The organism is Amycolatopsis sp. GA6-003, assembly GCF_046267895.1.
Classification (GTDB): domain Bacteria; phylum Actinomycetota; class Actinomycetes; order Mycobacteriales; family Pseudonocardiaceae; genus Amycolatopsis.
The window spans coordinates 9,125,555-9,151,672 of record NZ_CP176499.1 but is presented as its reverse complement, the minus strand read 5'-3'; the positions used below and the strand labels follow the sequence as shown (position 1 = coordinate 9,151,672).

General features: G+C 69.1%; 18 protein-coding genes and 3 rRNA genes. All 21 read right to left on the bottom strand.

The features are described from left to right. Positions 1 to 43 precede the first annotated feature (43 nt). The 21 genes from F9C12_RS41360 to F9C12_RS41260 all read right to left on the bottom strand — a co-directional run bounded on the left by F9C12_RS41360 (position 44) and on the right by F9C12_RS41260 (position 25,964). The gene (locus F9C12_RS41360; RefSeq protein ID WP_409464090.1) at positions 44 to 1,192 is read right to left on the bottom strand and encodes a DUF1266 domain-containing protein; all 1,149 of its coding nucleotides are present in this window, start codon (positions 1,190 to 1,192) and stop codon (positions 44 to 46) included. Between the two features lie 10 nt (positions 1,193 to 1,202). Continuing rightward, positions 1,203 to 2,987: a DNA repair protein RecN gene (recN, locus tag F9C12_RS41355; protein ID WP_409464089.1), complete on the bottom strand. Its 1,785-nt coding sequence runs from the start codon at positions 2,985 to 2,987 to the stop codon at positions 1,203 to 1,205. Positions 2,988 to 3,083: 96 nt separating this feature from the next. Then, positions 3,084 to 4,004, bottom strand: a complete 921-nt coding sequence (locus tag F9C12_RS41350) for an NAD kinase (protein WP_409179746.1) — start codon at positions 4,002 to 4,004, stop codon at positions 3,084 to 3,086. Further along, the gene (locus F9C12_RS41345) at positions 4,001 to 4,819 is read right to left on the bottom strand and encodes a TlyA family RNA methyltransferase (protein ID WP_409464088.1); all 819 of its coding nucleotides are present in this window, start codon (positions 4,817 to 4,819) and stop codon (positions 4,001 to 4,003) included. Before F9C12_RS41345 ends, F9C12_RS41350 begins: the two co-directional genes overlap by 4 nt. A 5-nt stretch (positions 4,820 to 4,824) precedes the next feature. Further along, positions 4,825 to 5,031, bottom strand: coding sequence for a hypothetical protein (locus F9C12_RS41340; protein WP_009079580.1), 207 nt, complete (start codon positions 5,029 to 5,031; stop codon positions 4,825 to 4,827). A gap of 16 nt (positions 5,032 to 5,047) precedes the next feature. Continuing rightward, positions 5,048 to 6,016 carry an HAD-IIA family hydrolase gene (locus tag F9C12_RS41335; protein WP_409179744.1) on the bottom strand — a complete coding sequence of 323 codons (969 nt, stop codon included), beginning with the start codon at positions 6,014 to 6,016 and terminating at the stop codon, positions 5,048 to 5,050. 1 nt (position 6,017) lies between these two features. Beyond that, positions 6,018 to 8,537, bottom strand: a complete 2,520-nt coding sequence (locus F9C12_RS41330; protein ID WP_409464087.1) for a hypothetical protein — start codon at positions 8,535 to 8,537, stop codon at positions 6,018 to 6,020. 206 nt (positions 8,538 to 8,743) lie between these two features. Next, positions 8,744 to 8,860 (bottom strand): 5S ribosomal RNA (gene rrf / locus F9C12_RS41325). Positions 8,861 to 8,942: 82 nt separating this feature from the next. After that, positions 8,943 to 12,062 (bottom strand): 23S ribosomal RNA (locus F9C12_RS41320). A gap of 294 nt (positions 12,063 to 12,356) precedes the next feature. Next, positions 12,357 to 13,876: ribosomal RNA gene (locus F9C12_RS41315) — 16S ribosomal RNA — on the bottom strand. Together the 16S, 23S and 5S rRNA genes form the textbook arrangement of a ribosomal RNA operon. A gap of 358 nt (positions 13,877 to 14,234) precedes the next feature. Further along, the gene (gene tyrS, locus F9C12_RS41310) at positions 14,235 to 15,509 is read right to left on the bottom strand and encodes a tyrosine--tRNA ligase (protein WP_409464086.1); all 1,275 of its coding nucleotides are present in this window, start codon (positions 15,507 to 15,509) and stop codon (positions 14,235 to 14,237) included. A 32-nt stretch (positions 15,510 to 15,541) separates the two neighbouring features. Beyond that, on the bottom strand, positions 15,542 to 16,177 hold the full coding sequence (locus F9C12_RS41305; RefSeq protein WP_409179741.1) for a DNA-3-methyladenine glycosylase: 636 nt from the start codon (positions 16,175 to 16,177) through the stop codon (positions 15,542 to 15,544). 44 nt (positions 16,178 to 16,221) lie between these two features. Next, a complete protein-coding gene (argH, locus tag F9C12_RS41300; protein WP_409464085.1) occupies positions 16,222 to 17,637 on the bottom strand; it encodes an argininosuccinate lyase in 1,416 nt (471 codons plus the stop codon). Between the two features lie 24 nt (positions 17,638 to 17,661). Then, complete coding sequence (locus F9C12_RS41295) at positions 17,662 to 18,660, bottom strand: argininosuccinate synthase domain-containing protein (RefSeq protein ID WP_409464084.1); 999 nt, start codon at positions 18,658 to 18,660, stop codon at positions 17,662 to 17,664. Next, on the bottom strand, positions 18,657 to 19,157 hold the full coding sequence (locus tag F9C12_RS41290) for an arginine repressor (RefSeq protein WP_009079593.1): 501 nt from the start codon (positions 19,155 to 19,157) through the stop codon (positions 18,657 to 18,659). The genes F9C12_RS41295 and F9C12_RS41290 overlap by 4 nt, the downstream gene beginning before the upstream one ends. Further along, positions 19,154 to 20,080 (bottom strand): ornithine carbamoyltransferase, encoded by a 927-nt coding sequence (argF, locus tag F9C12_RS41285; protein WP_409179738.1) that lies wholly within the window; start codon positions 20,078 to 20,080, stop codon positions 19,154 to 19,156. The genes F9C12_RS41290 and argF overlap by 4 nt, the downstream gene beginning before the upstream one ends. Then, the gene (locus F9C12_RS41280; RefSeq protein WP_409464083.1) at positions 20,080 to 21,285 is read right to left on the bottom strand and encodes an acetylornithine transaminase; all 1,206 of its coding nucleotides are present in this window, start codon (positions 21,283 to 21,285) and stop codon (positions 20,080 to 20,082) included. Before F9C12_RS41280 ends, argF begins: the two co-directional genes overlap by 1 nt. Then, positions 21,282 to 22,217, bottom strand: coding sequence for an acetylglutamate kinase (argB, locus tag F9C12_RS41275; RefSeq protein WP_409464082.1), 936 nt, complete (start codon positions 22,215 to 22,217; stop codon positions 21,282 to 21,284). Before argB ends, F9C12_RS41280 begins: the two co-directional genes overlap by 4 nt. Then, positions 22,214 to 23,374: a bifunctional glutamate N-acetyltransferase/amino-acid acetyltransferase ArgJ gene (gene argJ, locus F9C12_RS41270; protein WP_409179735.1), complete on the bottom strand. Its 1,161-nt coding sequence runs from the start codon at positions 23,372 to 23,374 to the stop codon at positions 22,214 to 22,216. The genes argB and argJ overlap by 4 nt, the downstream gene beginning before the upstream one ends. After that, positions 23,371 to 24,399, bottom strand: coding sequence for an N-acetyl-gamma-glutamyl-phosphate reductase (argC, locus tag F9C12_RS41265; RefSeq protein ID WP_409464081.1), 1,029 nt, complete (start codon positions 24,397 to 24,399; stop codon positions 23,371 to 23,373). The genes argJ and argC overlap by 4 nt, the downstream gene beginning before the upstream one ends. Before the next feature lie 1,088 nt (positions 24,400 to 25,487). Then, positions 25,488 to 25,964 (bottom strand): helix-turn-helix domain containing protein, encoded by a 477-nt coding sequence (locus F9C12_RS41260; RefSeq protein ID WP_409464080.1) that lies wholly within the window; start codon positions 25,962 to 25,964, stop codon positions 25,488 to 25,490. Positions 25,965 to 26,118 lie beyond the last annotated feature (154 nt).

Genomic DNA, 26,118 nt, shown 5'->3' with positions numbered 1-26,118 from the left:
ACTCGTTGTGGTGAGCCAGGTCGCGCGCCGTGCCGGGCCGGGGTTAACTGTGCGGTCCGTCCGCCTCGAAATCGAGGTTGGACCAGGGGCTCGCGGGATCGGTCAGCAGCCGGTGGCGGACCCGCGCGGCCGAGTCGTACTCCGGGCCGAATTCCTCGCGGTCGAGCGCGAGCAGCCTGCCCAGCACGTAGCCGGTGGACAGGTCCGCCCACGAATCGTGGTAGCGGCGGGCGATCGCGCCGGCCTCCAGCACCATCAGCTCCGCGGTGAGCGGGTCGCAGTAGCCGACCGCCAGTCCCCAGCGCGCCAGTTCGACCGCGCGGGCGACGTCCCAGCCGATGATGCTGTCCACCACGCCGTCCGGCGCGAGCAGGCCGTCGGCGCGGAACCGCTGTTCGTACCGGACGATCCGGCGCACCGCGTCCACGAGCGGCCCGGCCTGGTCCTCGGCGTCGTTGTCCGCGCACCACTGCCGGACCAGCTCGACCCAGCCGTAGACGTCCAGCGCCAGTCCGCTGCGGGCGCGCAGCACGAGCACGAGGTTCCCGGTGGTGAGCTGGTAGGAATCGCCGAGCAGCCGGTCCATCGCGGCCCGCCAGCCCGCCGCGTCCGCGACGCCCCACCAGTCGCGCAGGCCGCGGACCTCGGCGACGTAGTCGTGGTAGCGCGCGTCGAGGACGTTCCACGGTTCGGCCGACAGCACCGCCTGGTGCGCGCCGCAGGCGAGCGCGTGCGCGACCGGACCGTCGAGAACCCCGTACCGCGCCGTGTAAAGCCGCTCGACCTGCTGTTCCACCGCGGTGACCCGGTGCGGGTTCGCGTCGACCCAGGGCAGCACGGCCGCCGCGCTCACCCGCCATTCGCCGAGCGTGCCGCGGTTGAACACGACCTGCTCGCCGGGCCCGAGGCCGTGCGTGGCCCAGTCGAGATCGCCGCTGAGGAACACCACGTCCGCGCCGAAATCCGGAAGCGCGCCGCGGGTGAACACCTGCAGCGAGGACTCGCCGCCGTGCGCGCAGCAGACTTTCGCGGGCGACCAGGTCCGCTCCTGCGCGAGCCGCTGCGCCTCGTCCCGGTGGATCGGCACGAACAGCTCCTCGTCGCCGAGGAGCGCGAGGAAGCGGTCGAGATCGTCCTCCCGCCGCGCGCGGGCGAGTTCGGCTTCGACGTCGGCCAGCGTGGCCCAGGTCATGGGATCCGCCTCAGCCCTTCTTCGTGCGCTTGCGCTTCGGAGCCGCGTACTTCGCTTTGTCTTTCTCCGCGGCGGCAAGCAGTTCTTCGGCGTGCGCGCGGCCGGTTTCGGTGCCGTCCATGCCGGCGAGCATCCGGGCCAGCTCGCGCACCCGGTCGTCCTGGCCGAGCGTTTTCACGCCGCTGCGCGTGACGCCGCCGCTGGTTCCCTTGTCCACCACCAGATGCTGGTCGGCGAACGCGGCGACCTGCGGCAGGTGCGTGACCACCAGGACCTGGTGCGTGCGCGCGAGCCGGGCCAGCCGCCGGCCGATCTCCACCGCGGCCCGGCCGCCGACCCCGGCGTCCACCTCGTCGAACACCAGCGTCTGCACGGTGTCCGCGTGCGCCAGCACGACCTCGATCGCCAGCATCACGCGCGACAGCTCACCGCCCGAGGCGGCCTTGTGCACGGGAAGCGGCGGCGCGCCGTTGTGCGCCCGCAGCAGCAGTTCCACTTCGTCGACGCCGTCCGGGCCCGCGTGCACCGCGTGCCCGTCGATCGCCAGCGCCTGCCGGTCGCCGTGTTCGGCCGGCCGCTGTTCGACGGTGATCTCCAGCTCCGCCTGGCCCATCGCGAGCCCGGACAGTTCCTTGGTGATCGCCGTGGCGAGTTCGGCGGCCGCCTTGCCGCGCGCGGCGGAAACCTCGGTGGCGTGCGCGACCAGCTCCACGGCCAGCTCGTCGCGGCGCAAGGCCAGCGCCGCTAGTGCTTCTTCGGAGGTGTCCATCGATTCGAGCCGGCGCCGCGCGTCCTCGGCCCACGCCAGCACGCCGTCGACGTCCGCGGCGTACTTGCGGGTGAGCCGTTTGAGATCGGCCTGGCGCGCGAGCACTTTCTCCAGCAGCGCCGGGTCGGCGTCCAGGTTCTCGACGTAGCTGCCCAGCTCCGCGCCGACGTCGCTGAGCAGCGTGGAGGCCTCCTCCAGCCGCGGCACGAGGTCGCGCAGCACGGAGTCCTCCGCCGAGACCAGCCGCCGCACCGCCTCGCCGACCAGGCCGAGCGCGCCCGGGGCGTCCGGATCGCCATCCTGCGCGCCGGACACCGCCGCGTGCGCCTCGGTGGCCATCGCGCGGAGCTCGTCGACCGCGGCGAGCCGCTTGATCTGCTCGGTGAGCTCGACGTCCTCGCCCGGTTCGGGCGCGACCGCGTCGATCTCGTTCAAGCCGTGTTTCAGCAGGTCCGCCTGCTGCGCCATCTCGCGGGAGCGGTTGGAGCGCTCGCTCAGCTCGGTGAGCACGGCCAGCCATTCCTCGCGGACCCGGCGGTACTCCGCGAGCGGCCTGCCCACCGCGTCGCCGGCGAACCGGTCGATCACCGCGCGCTGCTCGGCCGGGCGCAGCAGCCGCAGCTGGTCGTTCTGCCCGTGCACGGCGATCACCTGCTCGGACAGCTCGGACAGCACCCCGACCGGCACCGACCGGCCGCCCAGGTGCGCCCGCGAGCGCCCGTCGGCCGCGACCGTGCGCAGCGCGATGACGCTGCCGTCCTCGTCGACGTCGGCCCCCGCGTCGGTGACGATGCGGGCGGCCGCGTCGTCCTTGCCCACGGTGAACCGGCCCTCGACGAATGCCTTCAGCATCCCGTTCCGGACCTTCGACGCCTCGGCCCGCCCGCCCGAAAGCAGGTGCAGCCCGGTGACGACCATGGTTTTGCCCGCACCCGTCTCACCGGTGACCACGGTGAAGCCCGCGTGCAGTTCCAGCAGGGCTTCCTCGATGACTCCGAGGCCCTGGATGCGCATCTCGGCCAGCACGACGCATACGGTAGCGGCCCGCACCGACGTTCTGCGCGTCCGAGGTCCGCTAACTCTTCTTTTCGCTGGTCGAACACTTGTGCGGGCGCGTCGCGCTCAGCGGTCTCCCGCGCGCCGGTCGCGCCAGCTGCGGACCGGCAGGCCGAACTTGTACACCAGCCGGTCGGTGAACACGCCGTCCCACAGCCGCACCAGCCGCACCGGCTGCTTGCCGCACACCACGCGCACCAGCGCGCCCGGCGGCAGGTCGAACGACCGCAGCCCGTCGCAGGTCAGCGCCGCTTTCGGGCCGGTCGGGTCGATGCCGACGGTGATCACCGACTCGGGCGAGACGACCAGCGGGCGGGAGAACATCGCGTGCGCGTTGCTCGGCACCACGAGCAGCGCCTCGACGTCCGGCCACAGCACCGGGCCGCCGGCGGAGAAGGCGTACGCGGTGGAGCCGGTCGGCGTCGCGCACAGCACGCCGTCGCAGCCGAAGGACGACACCGGGCGGCCGTCGACCTCGATCAGCGCGTCGAGCACCCGCTCGCGGCTGAACTTCTCGACGCTGGCCTCGTTGAGCGCCCAGGTCCGGTAGATCTCCGCGCCGTCCGCGGCGACCGTGACGTCGACGGTCATCCGCTCTTCGACGTGGTACTCGCGGTCGACCACGCGCTGCACGGCGTCGGCGAGGGCGTCCGAATCCGCCTCGGCGAGGAACCCGACGCGGCCGAGGTTCACGCCGAGCACCGGCACCTCCGCCGGACGGGCGAGTTCCGCCGCGCGCAGCAGGGTCCCGTCGCCGCCGAGCACGAACACGAGTTCGGCTCCCTCGGCCGGATTGTGCTCGGGCGCGACCACGGTGCACGGCATGCCCATGCAGCCGTCCGGGTCGATCAGCCGCAGAACGTCCTCGTCGAGCACGCGCAGCCGGATCCCGGCCTTGGCGAACCGCTGGGACACCTCGCGGGCGGCCTCCCGGGTGGTGTCCCGGTCGGGGTGCACCACGAGGAGCACTTCACGTTCGGCGGTCACTGGGGTCCTTCCTGGACTGCGGCGCGCACGAGCCGTTCGGCGTCCTCGCTGCCCGCGTCTTCCGGCTCCGTTTTGCGGAGCCACACGAAGTATTCGACGTTCCCGGACGGGCCGGGCAACGGGCTCGCGACGACCCCGCGCAGCGCCAAGCCGAGCTTCCCGGCCTCGGCGAGCACGCCCAGCACGGATGCGACGCGCAGTTCCGGATCGCGCACCACGCCGCCGCTGCCGAGCCGGTCCTTGCCGACCTCGAACTGCGGTTTGACCATCGGCACGAGGTCCGCGCCGTCGCGCGCGCACGCGGCGAGCGCGGGCAGCACGAGCTTGAGCGAGATGAAGGAAAGGTCGCCGACGACGAGGTCCACCTGGCCGCCGAGGACGTCCGGCGTCAGGTTGCGGACGTTCGTCCGGTCGAGGACGACGACGCGGTCGTCGGTTCGCAGCTTCCAGTCGAGCAGCCCGCGCCCGACGTCGGCGGCGATGACCCGGTCCGCGCCGTTGCGCAGCAGCACGTCGGTGAACCCGCCGGTGGACGCGCCCGCGTCGAGACAGCGGCGGCCTTCGACGGCCAGCCCCTCGGGACCGAAACGCTCAAGCGCGCCAAGGAGTTTGTGCGCGCCACGCGACGCCCAGCCCGGGTCGTCCTCGTCCTTCACGACGATCGGCGCGTCGTTTTCCACGCCGGTGGCGGGTTTCGTGGCGACCATGCCGCGCACGGTGACCTTGCCGCCGGTGATCAGCGCGGAGGCTTGTTCGCGGGAGCGGGCGAGTCCGCGCCGCACGAGTTCCGCGTCGAGCCTGGCCCGTTTGGCCACGCCGGTCAGACCTTGTCGATGCTGGACAGGGCCACGGTCAGCTCGGTGTGCACGGCCTCGAACCGGTCCACGTGCTCGGCGGGCGGCAGCGTGTCGAGGTCGTCGAGCCCGGCGACGGCCTCGTCGATGCCCGCCCGCGGGTCAGTCTGCTGCGGGCCGGGTCCGGGGATCGGCGGGGGTCCGGGAACCGGCCGCGGAACGTTCGGGTGCACAGCCCCAAACTACCAGTCAGGCCAGCCCGAGCCCGGCTACCGCCGCCGCGGCCGCGTCGCCGTCCGCGCGCACCTGCGAGACTCCCGTGCGCCACGCCGAATCGCACAGCGCGCGCAGCAGGTCGAGCTCGTCCCCTTCGCCGCGGACGGTCAGCACGTCGCTTTCGCTGATCTCCCAGCCGGTTCGCTTGCCGACGCGCAATTCGTCCACCGGCTGCGCGAGCGCGGTGAGGTCGTGGCCGAGATGAGTCGGCCGTTCCGCCGGAATCGCGGCGAGCAGCGTCGCCGGAGTCGCGATGCCGGTGAGGACGCACAACGAGTCGAGCCCCGCCGCGACCGCGCCCGCGATGTCGGTGTCGAGCCGGTCCCCGACCACCAGCGGCCGCTTCGCTTCCGCGGATCGCGCGGCCGTCTCGAACAGCAACGGCTGCGGTTTCCCGGCGACCACCGGCTCGGCTCCGGTAGCGATCTTGAGCGCCCCGACCATCGACCCGTTGCCCGGCATCAGGCCGCGCTCGGTGGGCAGCGTGGAGTCGGTGTTCGTGGCGACCCACAGCCCGCCGGCCCGGATCACGATGCTCGCCTCGGCGAGGTCCGCCCATCCGGTTTCCGGCGAATGTCCTTGCACCACCGCGGAAACGTCGTCGCCCGCGGTCCGCACCGGCTCCAGTCCCGCCGCGGAGACCTGGTCGCCGAGCGACGCGGTGCCGACGACGAGCACCTTCGCGCCGGCGGGCAGCCGGTCCTTGAGGAGAGCGGCTGCCGCCTGAGCGCTCGTGTGCACCTCTTCGGTGTCCGCGGTGATCCCGAGGTCCCGGAGGTGCTCCGCGACCGCGGACGGGGCCTTGGACGCGTTGTTGGTCACGAACCTGACCGCCGTGCCCTGCTCGCGCACGGCGGCCACGGTTTCCGCGGCGCCCTCGATCACCTGCGGCCCGTGGTAGACGGTGCCGTCGAGATCGAAGAGCAACGCGTCGTAGGCCACGTCAGTCGTCCGTCTCGCTGGGCTCGTTCGCCTCGGTCGCGTTCGCCTCGTTCGCCAGGTCGGCGGCCCGCTCGGCCGCGTCGGTCTCGTCCTCGGCGTCGGCCTCGGCGGCGTTGAGGAACCACTGCACGGCCTCTTCCTTGCGCCCGGCAGCCTCGAGGTTGTCGGCGTAGGCGTAGAACAGGCGCGCGCTCCACGGGTCGCGCTTGCCCGCCTGGAGGTCCGGCCCCTGCAGGGACACGACCGCCGCGTCCAGCTGCCCGAGGTCGCGCCGCGCACCGGCCGCGACGATCGCCAGCTCGACCTGGGTCGACTTGGTGAGCCGCTCCTTGTCGGTCTCCTTGGCGAGGTCCAGGGCGCGCTCCGGACGGCCGAGCGCGCGCTCGGCGTCCGCGATGATCGCGATGTGCTCGTCGCTGCGCGTCATCCGCCGGACGGCCCGCAGCTCGGACAGCGCTTCCTGCCAGTTGCCCGCGTGGTACGCGACGAGCCCGAGCCCCTCCCGCACGATCGGCACCCGCGACGCCTTGGTCTTCGCGTACCGAGCGTGCTCGAGCGCGGCCTCCGGATCGCTGTCGACGAGCCCGCCTGCGGCGACCAGATGCTTCCCGACGGTCTCCGCGAGCCCCTTAGGCAGGGTCCGCAGCTCCCGGCGGACTTCCTCGTCGAGGTCGGAGAACTCGATGTCCTCGGGCAGCTCGGGCGCCTCGAGCAACTCGCGGGCGAGGGCGGCGTCCTGCTCCTCGAGGGTCACCGGCCGCTTGGCGCGGGGCCGGTCGTCCCTGCGGTCGCGCCGGTCACCGCGATCTCCACGGCTGTCCCTGCTGTCCCGGTTGTCGCGGCTGTCCCGGTCTCCGCGACTGGGGCGATCGCTGCGGCCGCCACGGTCTTCCCGCTCTTCGCGCTCGCCCCGGCCCTCGCGCTCGCCACGGTCGGGCGAACCGTCCGCGGCACGCTGTTCCTGGCCCTCAGCGGCCTCGTCCCGCGCTCCCGCGCCCGACTCGACCTCAACGGCGCCCGCAGTCACCTCTTCGACCGCGGACTCCTCGCTCGCCGCCGACGAAGTCTCCTCGACCTCGTCGCGCTGCTGCCGGAAGTTCTCGTCCTGACGGTCGTTGCGGAACCCACCGGACCGCTCGTCCCGCCGGTCCCCGCGGTGACCGCCTTCGTCGCGACGGTCATTGCGGAACCCACCCGAACGGTCGTCCCGCCGGTCCCCGCGGTAGCCGCCTTCGTCGCGACGGTCATTGCGGAACCCACCCGAACGGTCGTCCCGCCGATCTCCGCGGTAGCCGCCTTCGTCGCGACGGTCATTGCGGAACCCACCCGAACGGTCGTCCCGCCGATCTCCGCGGTAGCCGCCTTCGTCGCGACGGTCATTGCGGAACCCACCCGAACGGTCGTCCCGCCGATCTCCGCGGTAGCCGCCTTCGTCGCGACGGTCATTGCGGAACCCACCCGAACGGTCATCCCGCCGATCTCCGCGGTGACCACCTTCGTCACGCCGCTCGTTGCGGAACCCGCCCGAACGGTCATCCCGCCGGTTGTCGCGGAACCCGCCGGACCGGTCGTCGCGCCGGTCCCCGCGGTAACCGCCTTCGTCACGACGGTCGTTACGGAATCCGCCCGGACGGTTGTCCCGCCGCTCGTCGCGGTCGTTGCGGAACCCGCGGTCGTCGCGCCGGTTCCCGCCGGAGCGGTCGTCCCGGAATCCGCCGGAACCCCGGTTCCCGCCGCGGAATCCGTCGTCGCGCGGGCCGCGGTCGTCCCGGTTTCCGCCGGGCTTGCCGCCGCGGTCGTCCCGGTAGCCGCCGCGGGTTTCGCGGCGGTCGTTGTCACGGAATCCGCCGGATCCGCGCCGATCGTCGCGGAAACCGCCGCCCTGGGAGTCCTTGCCGCGGTATCCGCCCGGACCGCGCCGGTCGTCGTTGTCGTTCCAGCGCCCGCCGGACCGTTCCCCGTAAGAGGACTTGCCCTGCGGCCGCCCGCCGCGGTCGCCGTAGGAGGATTTCCCTTCCGGACGGTCCCCGTACGACTTGCCGCCCGGACGCCCGGACCGGTCGCCGTAAGAAGGTTTGCCGCCGCGGTCGCCGTAAGAGGACCGGCCTTCCGAACGGTCGCCGTAGGACGAACGCCCCTCGGGACGCCCGGAGCGGTCCCCGTAGGACTTGCCGCCGGGTCCGCCGGAACGCTCGCCGTACGACTTGCCTTGCGGCCGGTCGAAGTCGCGCTTGCCGCGCGGGCGGAAGTCGCGGTCGTCGTCGCGTTTCCCGGCGTATCCGCGGTTCTCGCGGGGCCCGTCGCCGCGGCCGGGGCGGCCGGCGAAACCGCCGGATCCGCGGGCGCCGCGGTCGTCCCGCCGGGGCCGGCCCTGGTGGCTGTCCCTCCCGCCGCGGTCCTGCCGCGCGCCGCGCCGGTCTCCCCGGGGCGCGTCGGACCGTCCGCCGCGGGAGTCCTGGTCGCGGCGAGCCGACCGACCGGACCCCTCATCCGCTGAGTCTCGTCGACCGAACTCGGACACCTGGCCTCCTGCCATAGACAACTGTGGAATTCTGAAGCAGGCCCTCGCACGAGGGCCGATTGACTATCCTACGGGCCCGTTCGGAGCAACCTCGCGCGGGCGGACCTGAGCGGTCCCCGCGCGCTGCTTCGAACGGATGCGAACATGAGTCTGGGCCCCGGGAGAACCAGCGAGGGTTCTCGGACCGGGGCCCAGACCTAACGTAAGTTCGGCGGTGTCCTACTCTCCCACAACCCTTCGGTTGCAGTACCATCGGCGCAGTCAGGCTTAGCTTCCGGGTTCGGAATGGGACCGGGCGTTTCCCTGACGCTAAAACCACCGAAACACTCCGAAACAACACACCCACCCTGTGAAGGGTGACCGGTGTGGTGTTTCAGAACCGTAGAGTGGATGCGCAACATCTTCGTGGGCAAGTCCTCGGCCTATTAGTACCAGTCAACTCGACAACACATTACTGTGCTTCCATTTCTGGCCTATCAACCCAATCGTCTCTTGGGGGCCTTAACCCGCAAAGGGGTGGGATACCTCATCTTGGAACAGGCTTCCCGCTTAGATGCCTTCAGCGGTTATCCCTTCCGAACATAGCCAACCAGCCATGCCACTGGCGTGACAACTGGCACACCAGAGGTCCGTCCGTCCCGGTCCTCTCGTACTAGGGACAGCCTTCCTCAAGTATCCTGCGCGCGCGGCGGATAGGGACCGAACTGTCTCACGACGTTCTAAACCCAGCTCGCGTGCCGCTTTAATGGGCGAACAGCCCAACCCTTGGGACCTACTCCGGCCCCAGGATGCGACGAGCCGACATCGAGGTGCCAAACCATGCCGTCGATATGGACTCTTGGGCAAGATCAGCCTGTTATCCCCGGGGTACCTTTTATCCGTTGAGCGACACCCCTTCCACCAGGAGGTGCCGGATCACTAGTCCCGACTTTCGTCCCTGCTCGACATGTCTGTCTCACAGTCAAGCTCCCTTGTGCACTTGCACTCGACACCTGATTGCCAACCAGGCTGAGGGAACCTTTGGGCGCCTCCGTTACCCTTTAGGAGGCAACCGCCCCAGTTAAACTACCCATCAGGCACTGTCCCTGAACCAGATCATGGTCCGAGGTTCAGATTCCCAATCCGACCAGAGTGGTATTTCAACAACGACTCCACCCGAACTAGCGTCCGAGCTTCACAGTCTCCCACCTATCCTACACAAGCCGAATCGAAAACCAATACCAAACTATAGTAAAGGTCCCGGGGTCTTTCCGTCCTGCCGCGCGTAACGAGCATCTTTACTCGTAATGCAATTTCGCCGGGCCTGTGGTCGAGACAGCCGGAAAGTCGTTACGCCATTCGTGCAGGTCGGAACTTACCCGACAAGGAATTTCGCTACCTTAGGATGGTTATAGTTACCACCGCCGTTTACTGGCGCTTAAATTCTCAGCTTCACCCACAAAGTGAGTTAACCGGTCCTCTTAACGTTCCAGCACCGGGCAGGCGTCAGTCCATATACATCGTCTTGCGACTTCGCATGGACCTGTGTTTTTAGTAAACAGTCGCTTTCCGCTGGTCTCTGCGGCCAACCACCCCTCCGTCCGCACGGGACTTCAAGGTGCTTGGCCCCCCTTCTCCCGAAGTTACGGGGGCATTTTGCCGAGTTCCTTAACCACAGTTCACCCGATCGCCTTGGTATTCTCTACCTGACCACCTGTGTTGGTTTGGGGTACGGGCCGTGCATGCACTCACTAGAGGCTTTTCTCGACAGCATAGGATCACCCACTTCGCCTCAAACGGCTACGCATCACGTCTCAGCCTATATGCCATGCGGATTTGCCTACATGACGGCCTACACGCTTACACCAGGACAACCATCGCCTGGCGGAGCTACCTTCCTGCGTCACCCCATCGCTTGACTACTACGGAATCAGGTCCCACGCTCCACACACGAACTCCGTCCGAAGACATCGTCCGCGGCTTCGGGTGGTTAGTGTCAACCGCCTCGCCATGGGCGCACATGCTCGGGTACGGGAATATCAACCCGTTGTCCATCGACTACGCCTGTCGGCCTCGCCTTAGGTCCCGACTTACCCTGGGCGGATTAGCCTGGCCCAGGAACCCTTGGTCATCCGGCGGCAGAGTTTCTCACTCTGCATTCGCTACTCATGCCTGCATTCTCACTCCCGCACCCTCCACGACTCGCTTCCGCGGCCGCTTCCCTGGATGCAGGACGCTCCCCTACCCATCAACACGACTGGACGCCCGCCTCAAGGACGAACGTCGATCTATTGTGTCAATGACACAGCTTCGGCGGTGTGCTTAAGCCCCGCTACATTGTCGGCGCAGGACCACTTGACCAGTGAGCTATTACGCACTCTTTCAAGGGTGGCTGCTTCTAAGCCAACCTCCTGGTTGTCTGGGCAATCCCACATCCTTTCCCACTGAGCACACACTTAGGGGCCTTAGCTGGTGTTCTGGGCTGTTTCCCTCTCGACGACGAAGCTTATCCCCCGCCGTCTCACTGCCGCGCTCTCACTAACCGGTATTCGGAGTTTGGTTGATTTCGGTAACCCGGTAAGGCCCCTAGACCATCCAGTAGCTCTACCCCCGGCAAGAAACACGCGACGCTGCACCTAAATGCATTTCGGGGAGAACCAGCTATCACGGAGTTTGATTGGCCTTTCACCCCTACCCACAGCTCATCCCCTCAGTTTTCAACCTAAGTGGGTTCGGGCCTCCACGACGTCTTACCGTCGCTTCACCCTGGCCATGGGTAGATCACTCCGCTTCGGGTCTAGACCACGCGACTGTATCGCCCTATTCAGACTCGCTTTCGCTACGGCTACCCCACCCGGGTTAACCTCGCCACGCAGCACTAACTCGCAGGCTCATTCTTCAAAAGGCACGCCATCACCCGAAGGCTCTGACGGCTTGTAGGCACACGGTTTCAGGTACTCTTTCACTCCCCTCCCGGGGTACTTTTCATCTTTCCCTCACGGTACTCGTCCGCTATCGGTCTCCAGGAAGTATTTAGGCTTACCGGGTGGTCCCGGCAGATTCACAGCAAATTCCACGAGCTCGCTGCTACTCGGGAACACCGCCACACAACACAAACACAGTTTTCGCGTACGGGGCTCTCACCCGCTCCGGCCCGCCGTCCCAAACGGTTCCGCTAACCATGCCGCATCACGCCCAGAGTGTCAGCTCTGAGAAGACAGGTCCCACAACCCCGACCACACAACCCCTGACAGGTATCACATGCAATCGGTTTAGCCTCTTCCGCTTTCGCTCGCCACTACTCACGGAATCACTTTTGTTTTCTCTTCCTGCGGGTACTGAGATGTTTCACTTCCCCGCGTTCCCTCCACGCCGGCTATATATTCACCGGCGGGTAACACCACATCACTGGTGCTGGGTTTCCCCATTCGGAAATCCTCGGATCACAGCTCGGTTGACAGCTCCCCGAGGCATATCGCAGCCTCCCACGTCCTTCATCGGCTCCTGAAGCCAAGACATCCACCATGTGCCCTTAACAACTTGACCACAAAGATGCTCGCATCCACTCTACAGTTCTCAAACACCACACCAGAAACAACGTGTGTTGCCTCAGGACCCAACAGTGCGCAGTGAACACCCGACCACCCGGACTCCGCTCCCCCGTTCCACGCGGCAAGCCGCAGTACTGAGCAGGAACATCATCCACCGTCGCCGGCGATAACCAGTAGTTCCACAATTCCTTGAGCAACCAGAGCAAAACCGCGTGCGGGTTTTGAACTCCGGCCACCCCATGCCCTTGGCCCGGGTATCCCGGGAGCATGGATGTGTTGTGCTCCTTAGAAAGGAGGTGATCCAGCCGCACCTTCCGGTACGGCTACCTTGTTACGACTTCGTCCCAATCGCCAGTCCCACCTTCGACCACTCCCTCCCTTGCGGGTTGGGCCATGGGCTTCGGGTGTTACCGACTTTCATGACGTGACGGGCGGTGTGTACAAGGCCCGGGAACGTATTCACCGCAGCGTTGCTGATCTGCGATTACTAGCGACTCCGACTTCACGCAGTCGAGTTGCAGACTGCGATCCGAACTGAGACCGGCTTTAAGGGATTCGCTCCACCTCGCGGTATCGCAGCCCTCTGTACCAGCCATTGTAGCATGTGTGAAGCCCTGGACATAAGGGGCATGATGACTTGACGTCATCCCCACCTTCCTCCGAGTTGACCCCGGCAGTCTCCCACGAGTCCCCGCCATGACGCGCTGGCAACGTAGGATAAGGGTTGCGCTCGTTGCGGGACTTAACCCAACATCTCACGACACGAGCTGACGACAGCCATGCACCACCTGTACACCAACCACAAGGGAAGCCCCATCTCTGGGGATGTCTGGCGCATGTCAAGCCCAGGTAAGGTTCTTCGCGTTGCATCGAATTAATCCACATGCTCCGCCGCTTGTGCGGGCCCCCGTCAATTCCTTTGAGTTTTAGCCTTGCGGCCGTACTCCCCAGGCGGGGCGCTTAATGCGTTAGCTACGGCACGGACAACGTGGAATGTCGCCCACACCTAGCGCCCAACGTTTACAGCGTGGACTACCAGGGTATCTAATCCTGTTCGCTCCCCACGCTTTCGCTCCTCAGCGTCAGTATCGGCCCAGAGACCCGCCTTCGCCACCGGTGTTCCTCCTGATATCTGCGCATTTCACCGCTACACCAGGAATTCCAGTCTCCCCTGCCGAACTCAAGTCTGCCCGTATCGACCGCACGCTCCACGTTAAGCGTGGAGATTTCACGGCCGACGCGACAAACCGCCTACGAGCTCTTTACGCCCAATAATTCCGGACAACGCTCGCACCCTACGTATTACCGCGGCTGCTGGCACGTAGTTAGCCGGTGCTTCTTATCCAGGTACCGTCACTCTCGCTTCGTCCCTGGCGAAAGAGGTTTACAACCCGAAGGCCGTCATCCCTCACGCGGCGTCGCTGCATCAGGCTTGCGCCCATTGTGCAATATTCCCCACTGCTGCCTCCCGTAGGAGTCTGGGCCGTGTCTCAGTCCCAGTGTGGCCGGTCACCCTCTCAGGCCGGCTACCCGTCGTCGCCTTGGTAGGCCATTACCCCACCAACAAGCTGATAGGCCGCGGGTTCATCCCATACCGCCGGAACTTTCCACCACTGAGGATGCCCCCAGTGGTCGTATCCGGTATTAGACCCAGTTTCCCAGGCTTATCCCAGAGTACAGGGCAGATTACCCACGTGTTACTCACCCGTTCGCCACTCATCCCCGGCCGAAACCGGTTCAGCGTTCGACTTGCATGTGTTAAGCACGCCGCCAGCGTTCGTCCTGAGCCAGGATCAAACTCTCCAACAATGAACAGTTCGATCGAGACTACTCTCAATCACATTCTCAAAGGAAACCCCGACGAGGGGGTTTCATATAAGCTCTACTGGCTTAGTTCACTAGCACACTGTTGAGTTCTCAAGCAACACACCCCGCATCACACCCACCCCCACAAGGGCGAGCCTGACCGAAGCGGTCATTCCTAGCAGTTTGTAGTGGGACACCCACTCAATCACCTAGAGGCGAGAGCTTGGTTCGTGTCCCGGCGGCCGCCCGGTCTCCCTGGCGACTTGAAGAACTTTACACCCCCCGGAAGGGCCCGAAACAGGGGGGTCCCTTAACTGCGTTCCCGCAGGTCAGACCCCCTGTTTCGGGCCCAGGGCGGAACTCAGCCCCCGACGCGCACGCCGGCGACGTTGCGCTTGCCCTTGCGGACCACGAGCCAGCGACCGTGGAGCGCGTCGGAAGCCGAGGGCTTCCACTCCTCGTCGGCGATCTTCACGTTGTTCACGTACGCGCCGCCCTCCTTCACCGTCCGCCGCGCCGCGCCCTTGCTGTCCACCAGTCCCCCGGCGAGCAGCAGGTCGACGATCGTCGCGTCGCCGGCGGGCTCGACCTTTCCGTTCGGGACCTCGGCCATGGCCGCGTCGAGCGTCGGGCCGTCCAGGTCGGTCAGCTCGGCGCGGCCGAACAGGGCCTGGCTCGCCGCGATGACCTGGCGCGTCTGGTCCTCGCCGTGCACCAGGTTCGTGAACTCCTCGGCCAGCCGCTTCTGCGCGGCACGCAGGTGCGGGCGCTCCTCGGTGTCCTTCGCCAGCGCGTCGATCTCCTCGCGGTCGAGGAAGGTGAACAGGCGCAGGTAGCGGAGCACGTCGGCGTCGCCGACGTTCACGAAGTACTGGTACCAGGCGTACGGCGAGGTCAGCTCCGGGTCGAGCCACACGTTCCCGCCGCCGGTGGACTTGCCGAACTTGCGGCCCTCGGCGTCGGTGACCAGCGGCGCGGTCAGCGCGTGCGCGGCGCCGCCCTCGACCCGGCGGATCAGGTCGACCCCGCCGACGAGGTTGCCCCACTGGTCCGAGCCGCCGACCTGCAGCTTGCAGCCGTGCTTGCGGTACAGCTCCAGGTAGTCCTGCGACTGCAGCAGCAGGTAGCTGAACTCGGTGTAGGACATGCCGTCGCCCTCGAGCCGGCGCTTCACCGTCTCCCGGTTCAGCATCACGTTCACCGAGAAGTGCTTGCCGACGTCGCGCAGGAACTCCAGCGTGTTCTGCTTCCCGGTCCAGTCGAGGTTGTTCTCGACGACCGCGCCGGTCGGCGAATCGTCGAAGTCCACGAACCGCTCCAGCTGCCCGCGGATCCGCCCGGCCCAGTCGGCGACGACGTCCAGGGTGTTCAGCGTGCGCTCCCCGTTGTCGCGGGGGTCGCCGATCATCCCGGTGGCGCCGCCGGCCAGCACGATCGGCCGGTGCCCGGCGCGCTGGAACCGCTTGAGCATCAGCAGCGGGACGAGGTTGCCGGCGTGCAGGCTGGGCGCGGTCGGGTCGAAGCCGCAATAGAGCGTGAGCGGGCCGCGGTCGAGTTCTCGGCGCAGGGCGTCGATGTCGGTGGACTGCGCGATCAGGCCGCGCCAGGACAACTCGTCAAGGATGTGCTCACTCACACCTGTAGATGATCCCCCACCAGGTCAAACGACTATCCCGCGGGTCGCACCTGCCGGCGTTTCCCGCCGCGGCGGTAGGTCGAGACGGCTGGTGAGCCGTCGATCCAGAACCGCCACGGCGTGTCCATCGCCATCGCGACGCCGACGCGCGGGCCGGTGCGCACGTTGTCCGCGGGCACGCGCTCGCCGACGAGCAGCCGCACCGGCGACTCGGGGTCGGTGAGATCGAGGCCGTTCTGCTCGCGGGCGAGGCCCAGCACCGAGGTGAGGATGGCCGGGCCCTTGGCGAGTTCGCCGTTGCCGCGCGCGTTCGGCCGCCGCTTCCGCACGATGTCCGCGCCCTCGACGACCTCGCCGGCGCGCAGCAGCACCGCGCCCGGCTGGCCGTCCTCGGTGCCGACGACGTTCGCGCAGAAGTGCATGCCGTAGACGAAATACACGTAGAGGTGCCCGGCCGGGCCCCACATCACCGCGTTGCGCGGGGTCTTCCCGCGGTAGCAATGCGAAGCGGGATCGTCGAGCCCGCGATAGGCCTCGACCTCGACGAGCCGCACCCCGACCCGGCCCTCGGGCCCGTCGGCCTCGAGGACGGCGCCGAGCAGCAGCCGAGCCAGGTCGACCGGGTCCAGTGCCAGTTCTTCGCGCCGGAACAGCCGGTCCACACGCACTCCCCTCGTCAGGCCGCCAGCCTAACCAGCGGCCCGGCGACAGATCACTTGAGCCACTGCCGATGCGCCGCGACGCGCTCGACGAGGCGCTCCCGCTGCTCGGCGACCCGGTCCGGCGCGGTGCCGCCGCGCGCGTCCCGCGAGCGCACCGAGCCTTCGACGGTGAGGACCTCGCGCACCGCCGGGGTCAGCGCCGGGTTGATGGCCTGGAACTCCTCGTCGGTCAGCTCGTCGAGCCCGACGCCGCGCGCCTCGGCGACCCGCACGCTCTCCCCCGCCGCCTCGTGCGCGACGCGGAACGGCACGCCCTGGCGCACCAGCCATTCGGCGATGTCGGTGGCCAGCGTGAACCCGGCGGGGGCCAGTTCGGCGAGCCGGTCGGTGTGGAAGGTGAGCGTGCCGAGCATCCCCGCGATCGCCGGGAAGAGCAGCTCCAGCTGTTCGACCGAGTCGAAGACCGGTTCCTTGTCCTCCTGCAGGTCGCGGTTGTACGCGAGCGGCTGGGCCTTGAGCGTGGCGAGCAGGCCGGTGAGGTTGCCGATCAGCCGGCCCGCCTTGCCGCGGGTCAGCTCCGCGACGTCCGGGTTCTTCTTCTGCGGCATGATCGAGCTGCCGGTGGCCCACGCGTCGTCCAGCGTGACGTAGCCGAATTCGGCGGTGTTCCAGATGATCACCTCTTCGGCGATCCGCGACAGGTTCACCGCGAGCATCGCGACGGCGAACGCGAACTCGGCCACGAAATCGCGCGAGGCGGTGCCGTCGATCGAGTTCTCCACGCTGGTGTCGAAGCCCAGCTCGGCGGCCACCGCTTCCGGGTCCAGGCCGAGCGACGAACCGGCGAGCGCGCCCGAGCCGTACGGCGATTCCGCGGTGCGCGCGTCCCAGTCGCGCAGGCGCGAGACGTCGCGCAGCAGCGACTGGCCGTGAGCCATCAGGTGGTGCGCCAGGAGAACCGGCTGCGCGTGCTGCAGGTGGGTGCGGCCGGGCAGGATCGCGTCCGGGTGCCGGGACGCCTGCGACACCAGGGCGTCGATCACGTCGAGGGTGCCCGCGACCACCCGGCGCGCGGCGTCGCGCAGCCACATCCGGAACAGCGTGGCGACCTGGTCGTTGCGGGAACGGCCGGCGCGCAGCTTGCCGCCCAGCTCGGCGCCGGCGCGTTCGAGCAGCCCGCGTTCGAGCGCGGTGTGCACGTCCTCGTCGGCGACCGTCGGCGTGAACGCGCCGGATTCGACGTCCCGCGCCAGCGTGTCGAGCGCGTCGAGCATCCCGGCCAGTTCCGCTTCGGTGAGCAGGCCCGCCTTGTTCAGCACGCGGGCGTGCGCGCGCGATCCGGCGATGTCGTAGGGCGCCAGGCGCCAGTCGAAGTGGGTCGAGGCGCTCAGCGCCGCCATCGCCTCGGCCGGCCCGCTGGCGAACCGGCCGCCCCACAGCTGCACCGGCTGGTCTTTCCCGCTCACGTTCTGCCTCTCTCGTCCGGCGTCTCAGGACGCCTGGGTGCTCGGATGCTGGGTGCTCCCCAGCGGAGTCTGCCCGGTCGCCGGGCGGTACCGCCGTCCGACCGGGCGAAGCCGCCTCCCGGGGAGGCCGGCGACGGCCGCGCTGCCCGCGTGCAGCACCAGCCGCACCTCGCCGGACACGCGCTCCTGCGCCCGCCGGACGAACGCGTCCAGCGGCTCGCGCAGCGGCGAGAACCACAATCCGTCGTGGACCAGCTCGGCCCACCGGCGGTCGACCCCGTGTTTGAACCTCGCCAGATCTCGGTCGAGGGTGACCGATTCCAGTTCCTGGTGCGCGGTGACCAGCACCGCCGCGCCCGGTGCGTCGTAGCCGCCCGCCAGCTCGAACCGGCCGATGCCGTGCACTCCGGCCCGATGGCCGAGCCGCTGCACCGCCTCGGCCACGCTGACCGTCTCGCCGTCCACGGCGACCGGCACGCCCTGTTCGAAGGTGACGACGACCTCGTCCGGCATGCCGAGGTTCGCCACGGCGTCCTCGGTGCAGCGGTAGCCCTCGTTCGCGGCCCGCCCCCACAAAGTCCGGCTCGTCGACAGCTCCTGCCCGCCGGGGGCGCCGAGTTCGACGATCTCCAGGTCCGGCGCGAGGGCCGCGATCATGCTGGACAGCACGCCCCCGCCGCCGTGCGCGACGGCCGACGCGTTGCGGTCCTTCGCGGTCGCGACCAGCTGGCTCGCCAGCAACGGCCGGGCCAGCGCGGCGACCAGCGGGTGCCGGTCGAGGACCAGCGCATTCGCTTGCAGGGCAAGCAAACAGTAGCCGCTGGCGAATTCCTCGCGGACGTCCGCGACCACGATCTCGGCCGCGCCGTCCGCCACCGCCTGCCGCCGCAGCGCGCACAAATCGACGTCGCCCGCACCGAAGTCCGCCGCCAACGCGACCACTTCACGTTGTCCGGCAAGGAGTTTCAGCGCGGCTGAGGAGCCGTGCCCGCCCGGATAGGCGAGCACGACCCGCCGGGTCACGGCTCGTCCCCTTCCGCCGAACCTTGCGCGAGCGCGGTGAACCGCTCGGCGAGGTCGCGTCCGGTCAACGGTTCGCGCGCGATGACCGCGACCGTGTCGTCGCCCGCGATGGACCCGACGACCTCTTCCAGCGCGGCCCGGTCGATCGCGCTCGCGAGGAACTGCGCGGCGCCCGGCGGCGTGCGCAGCACGGTGAGGTTGCCCGACGAATCCGCCGACACCAGCAGTTCGGCGAGCAGCCGGGACAACCGCGAAGTGCCGCCCTGCACGCCGCGGACCGGGCTGCCGTCCTCGGGGATGACGTAGACCGGCGCGCCCGAGTCGGCTCCGCGCAGCTTGACCGCGCCGAGTTCGTCGAGGTCGCGCGAGAGCGTCGCCTGCGTGACCTCGATCCCCTCGGCGGCCAGCAGCCGCGCCAGCTCCGTCTGGCTGCGGATGGCCATCGTGGACACCAGTTCGGTGATCCGCGCCTGGCGCCCGACCCGGCTGCTGGTCATCGGCCGTTCTGCCCGAACAGCCAGACCAGCAGGGCCTTCTGCGCGTGCAGCCGGTTCTCCGCCTCGTCCCAGACCGCGCTGGCCGGGCCGTCGAGCACCTCGTCGGTGATCTCCCAGCCGCGGTGCGCGGGCAGGCAGTGCAGCACGATCGCCTCGTCGGCGGCGCGCTTCAGCAGCTCGGCGTTGATCTGCAGGGCGCGGAACGGGCCGACCCGGTCGAGGCCGTCGTTCTCCTGGCCCATCGACGTCCAGGTGTCGGTGACCAGCACGTCCGACCCCTCGACGGCTTCGTGCGCGTCGGTGTAGACCGTCGCGCTGCCGCCGGTTTCCTCGCCGCGCTTCTTGGCGTCGAGCATCACCTGCTGGTCGGGCTGGAAGCCTTCCGGCGACACGACGCGCACGTTCATCCCGGCGGTGGTGCCGCCGAGCAGCAGCGAATGCGCCATGTTGTTGGCGCCGTCGCCGAGGTAGGTCAGCGTGAGCCCGGCGAGCTTGCCCTTGCGCTCGCGGATGGTCATCAGGTCGGTGAGCACCTGGCACGGGTGGAACTCGTCGGTGAGCGCGTTGACGATCGGGATCGACGCGACCGACGCCATCGAGTCGATGCGCTTTTGCGCGAAGGTGCGCCACACGACGGCGTCGACGTAGCGGGACAGCACGCGCGAGGTGTCCTCGATGGTCTCCTCGCGGCCGAGCTGCATCGAGCGGCCGTCGACGATCACCGGATGCCCGCCGAGCTGGCTGATGCCGACCTCGAACGAGAACCGGGTCCGGGTGGAGTTCTTCTCGAAGATCGCGGCCACCGTGCGCCCGGCCAGCGCCTTGGTGCCGAGCGGATCGGCTTTCAGCTGGTCGGCCAGGTCGAGCAGGGCGGCCTGCTCGGCGGGGGTGACGTCGTCGTCGCGGAGGAAGTGGCGGGGCATCAGTCGGATTCCTTCGTGGTGGTGGAGTCGAGCGCGCCCGGGAGGGCGGAGAGGAAGCCGTGCGCCTGCTGCTCGTCGAGCACGAGCGGCGGGGCGAGCCGGACGGTGTCCGGGGCGACCGGGTTGACGAGGTACCCCGCGTCCTGCGCGGCCTTCGCGACGGCCGCGGAGACCGGTTCCCTCAGGCCGATGCCGAGCAGCAGCCCCGCGCCGCGGACGCCGGAGACGAGCGGGTGGCCGAGCGCCTCGACGCCGGCCGCGATGTCCTTGCCGAGCGCCGAAACGTGGTCGAGCAGGTCGTCCCGGACGATCGTGCGCAGCACGGCCAGCCCGGCCGCGCAGCACACCGGATTGCCGCCGAAGGTGGTGCCGTGCTGGCCCGGCTTCAGCAGATCGCCCGCCGCGCCAACGCCGATCACCGCGCCGAGCGGGAGCCCGCCGCCGAGGCCCTTCGCGAGCGTGATCACGTCCGGCACGATCCCGGCCTGCTGGAAGCCGAACCAGGTGCCGAGCCTGCCGATCCCGGTCTGCACCTCGTCGAGCACGAGCAGAGCGCCGGCGGCCTTGGTGATCTCGCGCGCGGCCTGCAGATAGCCGTCCGGAGCCGGAATCACGCCCGCTTCGCCGAGCACCGGCTCCAAGAAGACCGCCGCGGTTTCGCCGTCCACGGCCGCCCGCAAGGCTTCGACGTCGCCGTACGGAACGTGCGTGACGCCCGGGACCAGCGGCTCGAACGCCTCGCGCTTCGACGGCTGCCCGGTGAGCGACAGCGCGCCCATGGTGCGCCCGTGGAACGCGCCTTCGGCCGCGACGATTTTGCTGCGTCCGGTGAGCCGGGTGATCTTCAGCGCGGCCTCGTTGGCCTCCGCGCCGGAGTTCACGAACAGGACTTTGCCCTGCCCGGTCAGGCCCGCGACGTCGAGAAGGGTTTCGGCCAGTTCGACCGCAACCGGGTTCACGTACAGGTTCGACGTGTGCCCCAGCTTCGAGATCTGCTCGGTGACCGCGCGCACCACCTCGGGATGGGCATGGCCGAGCGCGTTCACCGCGATGCCGCCGACCAGGTCGACGTACTCGGCGCCGTCCGCGTCCCACACCCGCGCGCCTTCGCCGCGCACGAGAGTCAGGCCGGGAGTGCCGTAGTTGTCCATGACGGCCGACTGCCAGTGCTGCTGACCGTCCGCATTGGACTTGAGGGTAGTCACGCGTGCTCCGTTCCGGAGGGCGCTGCCTCGGGCAGCACCATGGTCCCGATGCCGCGCGAGGTGAAGACCTCGAGCAGCACCGAATGGGCGAGCCTGCCGTCGATGACGTGGGCGCCGCGCACGCCGCCGCGCACCGCGCGCACGCACGCCTCCATCTTCGGGATCATGCCGCTGGCGAGGCCGGGCAGCATGCGTTCGAGACGGTCGACGGGGATCCGGTCGATCAGCGACGACCGGTCCGGCCAGTTGGCGTAAAGACCTTCGACATCGGTGAGCACCACGAGCTTTTCCGCGCCGAGCGCCGCGGCGAGCGCGCCCGCGGCGGTGTCGGCGTTGACGTTGTGCACCACGCCGTCGACGTCGGGGGCCACCGTGGACACCACCGGGATGCGGCCGGCGTTCACGATGTCGAGCACCGCGTCCGGGTTCACCTCGGCGACCTCGCCCACGAGGCCGATGTCCACCTGCTCACCGTCCACAGTGGCCTGTTTGCGCTCGGCGGTGAACAGCCGCGCGTCCTCGCCGGAGATGCCGACCGCGTACGGCCCGTGCGCGTTGATGAGGCCGACCAGCTCGCGGCTGACCTGCCCGACCAGCACCATCCGCACGATGTCCATGGTCTCCGGCGTGGTGACGCGCAGGCCGCCCTTGAACTCCCCCGGCACGCCGAGCCGCGAGAGCATCGCGCTGATCTGCGGTCCGCCGCCGTGCACGACCACCGGGTGCAGCCCGGCCAGCCGCAGGAACACCATGTCCTCGGCGAACGCGGCCTTCAGCTGCTCGTCGATCATCGCGTTGCCGCCGTACTTGACCACGACGGTCGCGCCATGGAACCGCTGCAGCCACGGCAGCGCTTCGATCAGCACCCCGGCCTTCTCGGCCGCGCTGGCGAGCCGTTCGTCCGCGGAGACAAGCCTTCCGGTATCCGTCATGACGAGTACGCGCTGTTCTCTTCGACGTACGCGTGCGACAGGTCCGTGGTGTAGATCGTGGCCTCGCCGGAACCGACCCCGAGATCCACGACGACCTCGATGGCCCGCCCGGACAGGTCGGCCGCCGACCGGTCCTCGGCCGTCGTGCCGCCCGCGAACAAGGTGACGCCGTTGATGGCGATCGACACCGTTTCCGGGTCGATGTGCGCCGGCGCGCGGCCGAGCGCCATCGCGATCCGGCCCCAGTTCGGGTCGGACCCGAACAGCGCGGTCTTGACCAGGTTGTCCTCGGCGATCGTCCGGGCCACCACGATCGCGTCGGCCTCGGACGCGGCGCCCTTCACCGTGACGTCGACATCCTTGGTGGCGCCTTCGGAATCGGCCCGCAGCTGCAGCACCAGGTCGTGGCTGACCTTGGTGAGCAGCTCGGTCAGCTCGGCTTCGGTGGGCTCCACCCCGCTCGCGCCCGAGGCGAGCACGAGCACCGTGTCGTTCGTCGAGGTCCCGCCGTCCACGTCGAGCCGATCGAACGTGACGTGCGTGGCGGCGCGCAGCGCACGGTCGAGAGTTTCCTTGTCCGCCACGGCATCCGTGGTCAGCACGGACAGCATCGTCGCCAGGTTCGGCGCGAGCATCCCGGCTCCCTTGGCGAATCCGCCGACGCTCCACCCGGATTCGTGCTGGGCGAACGCCTGCTTGGGCTTGGTATCGGTGGTCATGACGCCGGTGGCCGCGTTGAGCGCCGCTTCCGGGCTGGAGTCCAGCGCCTTGACCGCACTGTCCACACCGGACAGAACGGCGGCCATCGGCAGCCGCTCGCCGATCAGCCCGGTGGAGCACACCGCGACCTCGATCGCCCCGGTGCCCAGCACTTCGGCGACCTTCTCCGCCGTGGCGTGGGTGTCCTGGAACCCGCCCGGCCCGGTCGCCGCGTTCGCCCCGCCGGAGTTGAGCACGACGGCCTTCAGCTTCTGCTGCTTCAGCACTTCCTGCGACCACAGCACGGGCGCGGCCTTGATCACGTTCCGGGTGAACACGCCGGCCGCGACGTCGAGCGGGCCGTCGTTGACGACCAGCGTGAGGTCGAGCGCGCCGGAGGCTTTGATCCCGGCGGCGACGCCCGCGGCGCGGAAACCCTTCGGTCCGGTGACGGTCACGGTGCCACTCCCACGGTGGAAAGTCCGGTGGCCTCGGGAAAGCCGAGCGCCAGGTTCATCGATTGGACGGCACCGCCCGCGGTGCCCTTGGTGAGGTTGTCGATCGACGTGACGACGACGAGCCGCCCCGCGCCGGCGTCGATCCCGAGCTGGAGCTGGACGTTGTTCGAACCGACCGTCGCGGCGGTGGTCGGCCAGGTCCCTTCGGGCAGGACCTGGACGAACGGTTCGCTGCCGTAAGCCTTCTCGTACACCGCGCGCACGGCGGCCTCATCGACGTCGCCGATGACTTGAGCGCTGGCGGTGGTGAGAATGCCGCGCGGCATCGGCGCGAGCACCGGCGTGAACGACACGGTCACCGGTTTGCCCGCCGCAGCGGAGAGGTTCTGCACGAACTCCGGCGTGTGCCGATGCGCCCCAGCGACGCCGTACGCACTCGCGTTGCCCATGACCTCGGACCCGAGCAGATTCGGCCGCAGGCTCTTGCCCGCACCCGACGTCCCCGTCACCGACACCACGGTGACCGCGGGCTCGATCAGCCCGGCCGCCAACGCCGGCGCCAACGCCAGCGACCCGCCAGTCGGGAAGCAGCCGGGAACCGCGATCCTCTTCGTCCCCACGAGCTTCTCCCGCGCCCCGGGCAGTTCGGGCATCCCGTAGGGCCACTGGCCCGCGTGCTCGCCGGAGTACCACCGTCGCCAGTCCGCCGCGTCGGCGAGCCGGTGGTCGGCCCCGAGGTCGACCACGAGCACGTCCGGCCCGAGCTGAGCCGCGATCTCGGCCGAGTGGCCGTGCGGCAGAGCCAGGAACACGACGTCATGGCCCGCGAGCGTCTCCGCGTTCGTCTCGAGCAGCACGCGCCCGGCAAGCGGAACGAGGTGCGGCTGGTGCGTGCCCAGCGTCGTCCCCGCGCTGCTCGCCGCCGTGAGAGCGCCGATCTCGACCTCGGGATGGGTCAGGAGCAGGCGCAGCAGTTCGCCGCCCGCGTACCCGCTGGCCCCGGCTACCGCGATCTTCACCGTCATACGAATGATTATGCACGAGCGTGCAAGCTCAAACAAAGAGGGTTTGCTCACCCTGGCCGTCCCCTCCCCAGGACTTCCGTGGATTTTCTCCGTATTTCTCCGTATTCAGGCGGTTTCCGTCGCCTTGGCAGGCCGAAGCCCGTCTCGGCAAGCCGAACCAGCCGGTGCCGCGGTGCAGCCAGCGGTGGCGGGACTTCCGCTCGCCGCCGTCGGCACCGCATCCGGCCGTCGATGGCTATCGCCCCGGGCACCGACCCGTCCGCGCACCGACGACGTCCCTCATGCCGTGCCGTTGCGCCGCGCAGACTCTTCCGCCACCCGTCCCGGCGGCACGGGCTCGTCGAGCGCATGACCTGTTCGGGCCGCGGCCCCTCAGCCGCGCTCGCCGTACAGCTGCAGAGGCCCTCCGGACCGCAACCGCACTGACCGCTCGACCGCACGGGCCCGCTCGACCACCCGAGCCATCCCTGCCGCCGAGGCACGTATCGCCCAATCGCTCCAGCCGCTCACCCAACCTCTCCAGTCACCAGACACTCAGCCACACGTCACTGGCAGCCCCAATCCGCCCAGCCACAGACCCCCGGCCGCCCAGACCACCTAGCCGCGACCGCCCAGGCCGCCTCATCGCACACGCCGCCTAGCCACACAGTCACCGCCGCCCAAACCGCTCGGACGCACCAGCCACCACACCCCGGCCGCACCAGCCGTCACGCTCCGGGCCACCCGGCCGCACCAGCCACCACGCTCAGAGCCGCCCAGCCGCACCAGCCCCACACTCCGGCCGCCCAGCACCAGCCCACACTCCGAGCCACCCGGACGCACCAGCCGTCACGCTCCGGCCGCCCAGCCGCACCAGCACCACCACCCGAGCCACCCAGCCACACAAAGCCACCGCCACCCCGGCCACCGCCGCCCAGGCCAGCTGCCCATCCGAGCACCCAGCCTCCCGAACCATCCGGCACCACAGCTCGTTCACCGCCCGAACCGGCCTCCGCCAACCCCGTCCGGCCAGCGCGCGAACCGCCGCTCCAGCGCACAGGCAACGCCACGCCGGGCCCGCCGCGGCACGCGAACCCGGCGGGCACTCCTCAGTCCGCCCCCTCCTCCGCTTCGCGCAGACTCGGCGGCGTCGGCAGATGATTTCCCGGATGCTCCGGATCGCAGCCGACCCGGGGCAGACGCGCCCGGATCCCTCCGGGAGTCCGCTTGAAATGCCGCGCCAGCTCGGCCACCGAATCCCCGGCGAGCCAGCGGGCCTCCAGCTCCGCGTCCATCTCGTCGGTCCACGGCCGCCCCTGCTGAGCCGGGCGTCCGCGCGATCTTCGCCGCGAACCGCCGCCCGCGAAGGTGCGCAGGCTCGTCTCGAGCAGCTCCGCGACGGTCGCCACGGACGTCACGTCGAGTTCGAGTCTGCCCTCGACGACGGGTTCGCCGTCCGGCCGTTCGCCGCCGACCGTGACCGTGACCCGCTCCGGCTCGCCGTCCTCGCTGCGCGTGATGACAGCGACCTGGTACTGGACATCTCCTGACCGGACCTCGGTCCGGTGCTCCTGAATGATCGTCATGGCCGCGAAGGTATCCGCGACCCCCGACAATTTTCGATCACTTAACGCGATCGGGTGACTGCGGTCCGAAATTGTCAGACCCTCGCCGTAGCGTCCCCGGCGACCCGAAAAACAACCGAGGGGGATCGGTGGACCAGCGGAAAAGAACAATGCC

Coding starts and splice junctions, on each gene's coding strand:
- F9C12_RS41290 (WP_009079593.1), bottom strand. CDS start 19,157: ATGACCAGCAGCCGGGTCGGGCGCCAGGCGCGGATCACCGAACTGGTG.
- F9C12_RS41360 (WP_409464090.1), bottom strand. CDS start 1,192: ATGACCTGGGCCACGCTGGCCGACGTCGAAGCCGAACTCGCCCGCGCG.
- argF (WP_409179738.1), bottom strand. CDS start 20,080: ATGCCCCGCCACTTCCTCCGCGACGACGACGTCACCCCCGCCGAGCAG.
- argC (WP_409464081.1), bottom strand. CDS start 24,399: ATGACGGTGAAGATCGCGGTAGCCGGGGCCAGCGGGTACGCGGGCGGC.
- F9C12_RS41260 (WP_409464080.1), bottom strand. CDS start 25,964: ATGACGATCATTCAGGAGCACCGGACCGAGGTCCGGTCAGGAGATGTC.
- argB (WP_409464082.1), bottom strand. CDS start 22,217: ATGACGGATACCGGAAGGCTTGTCTCCGCGGACGAACGGCTCGCCAGC.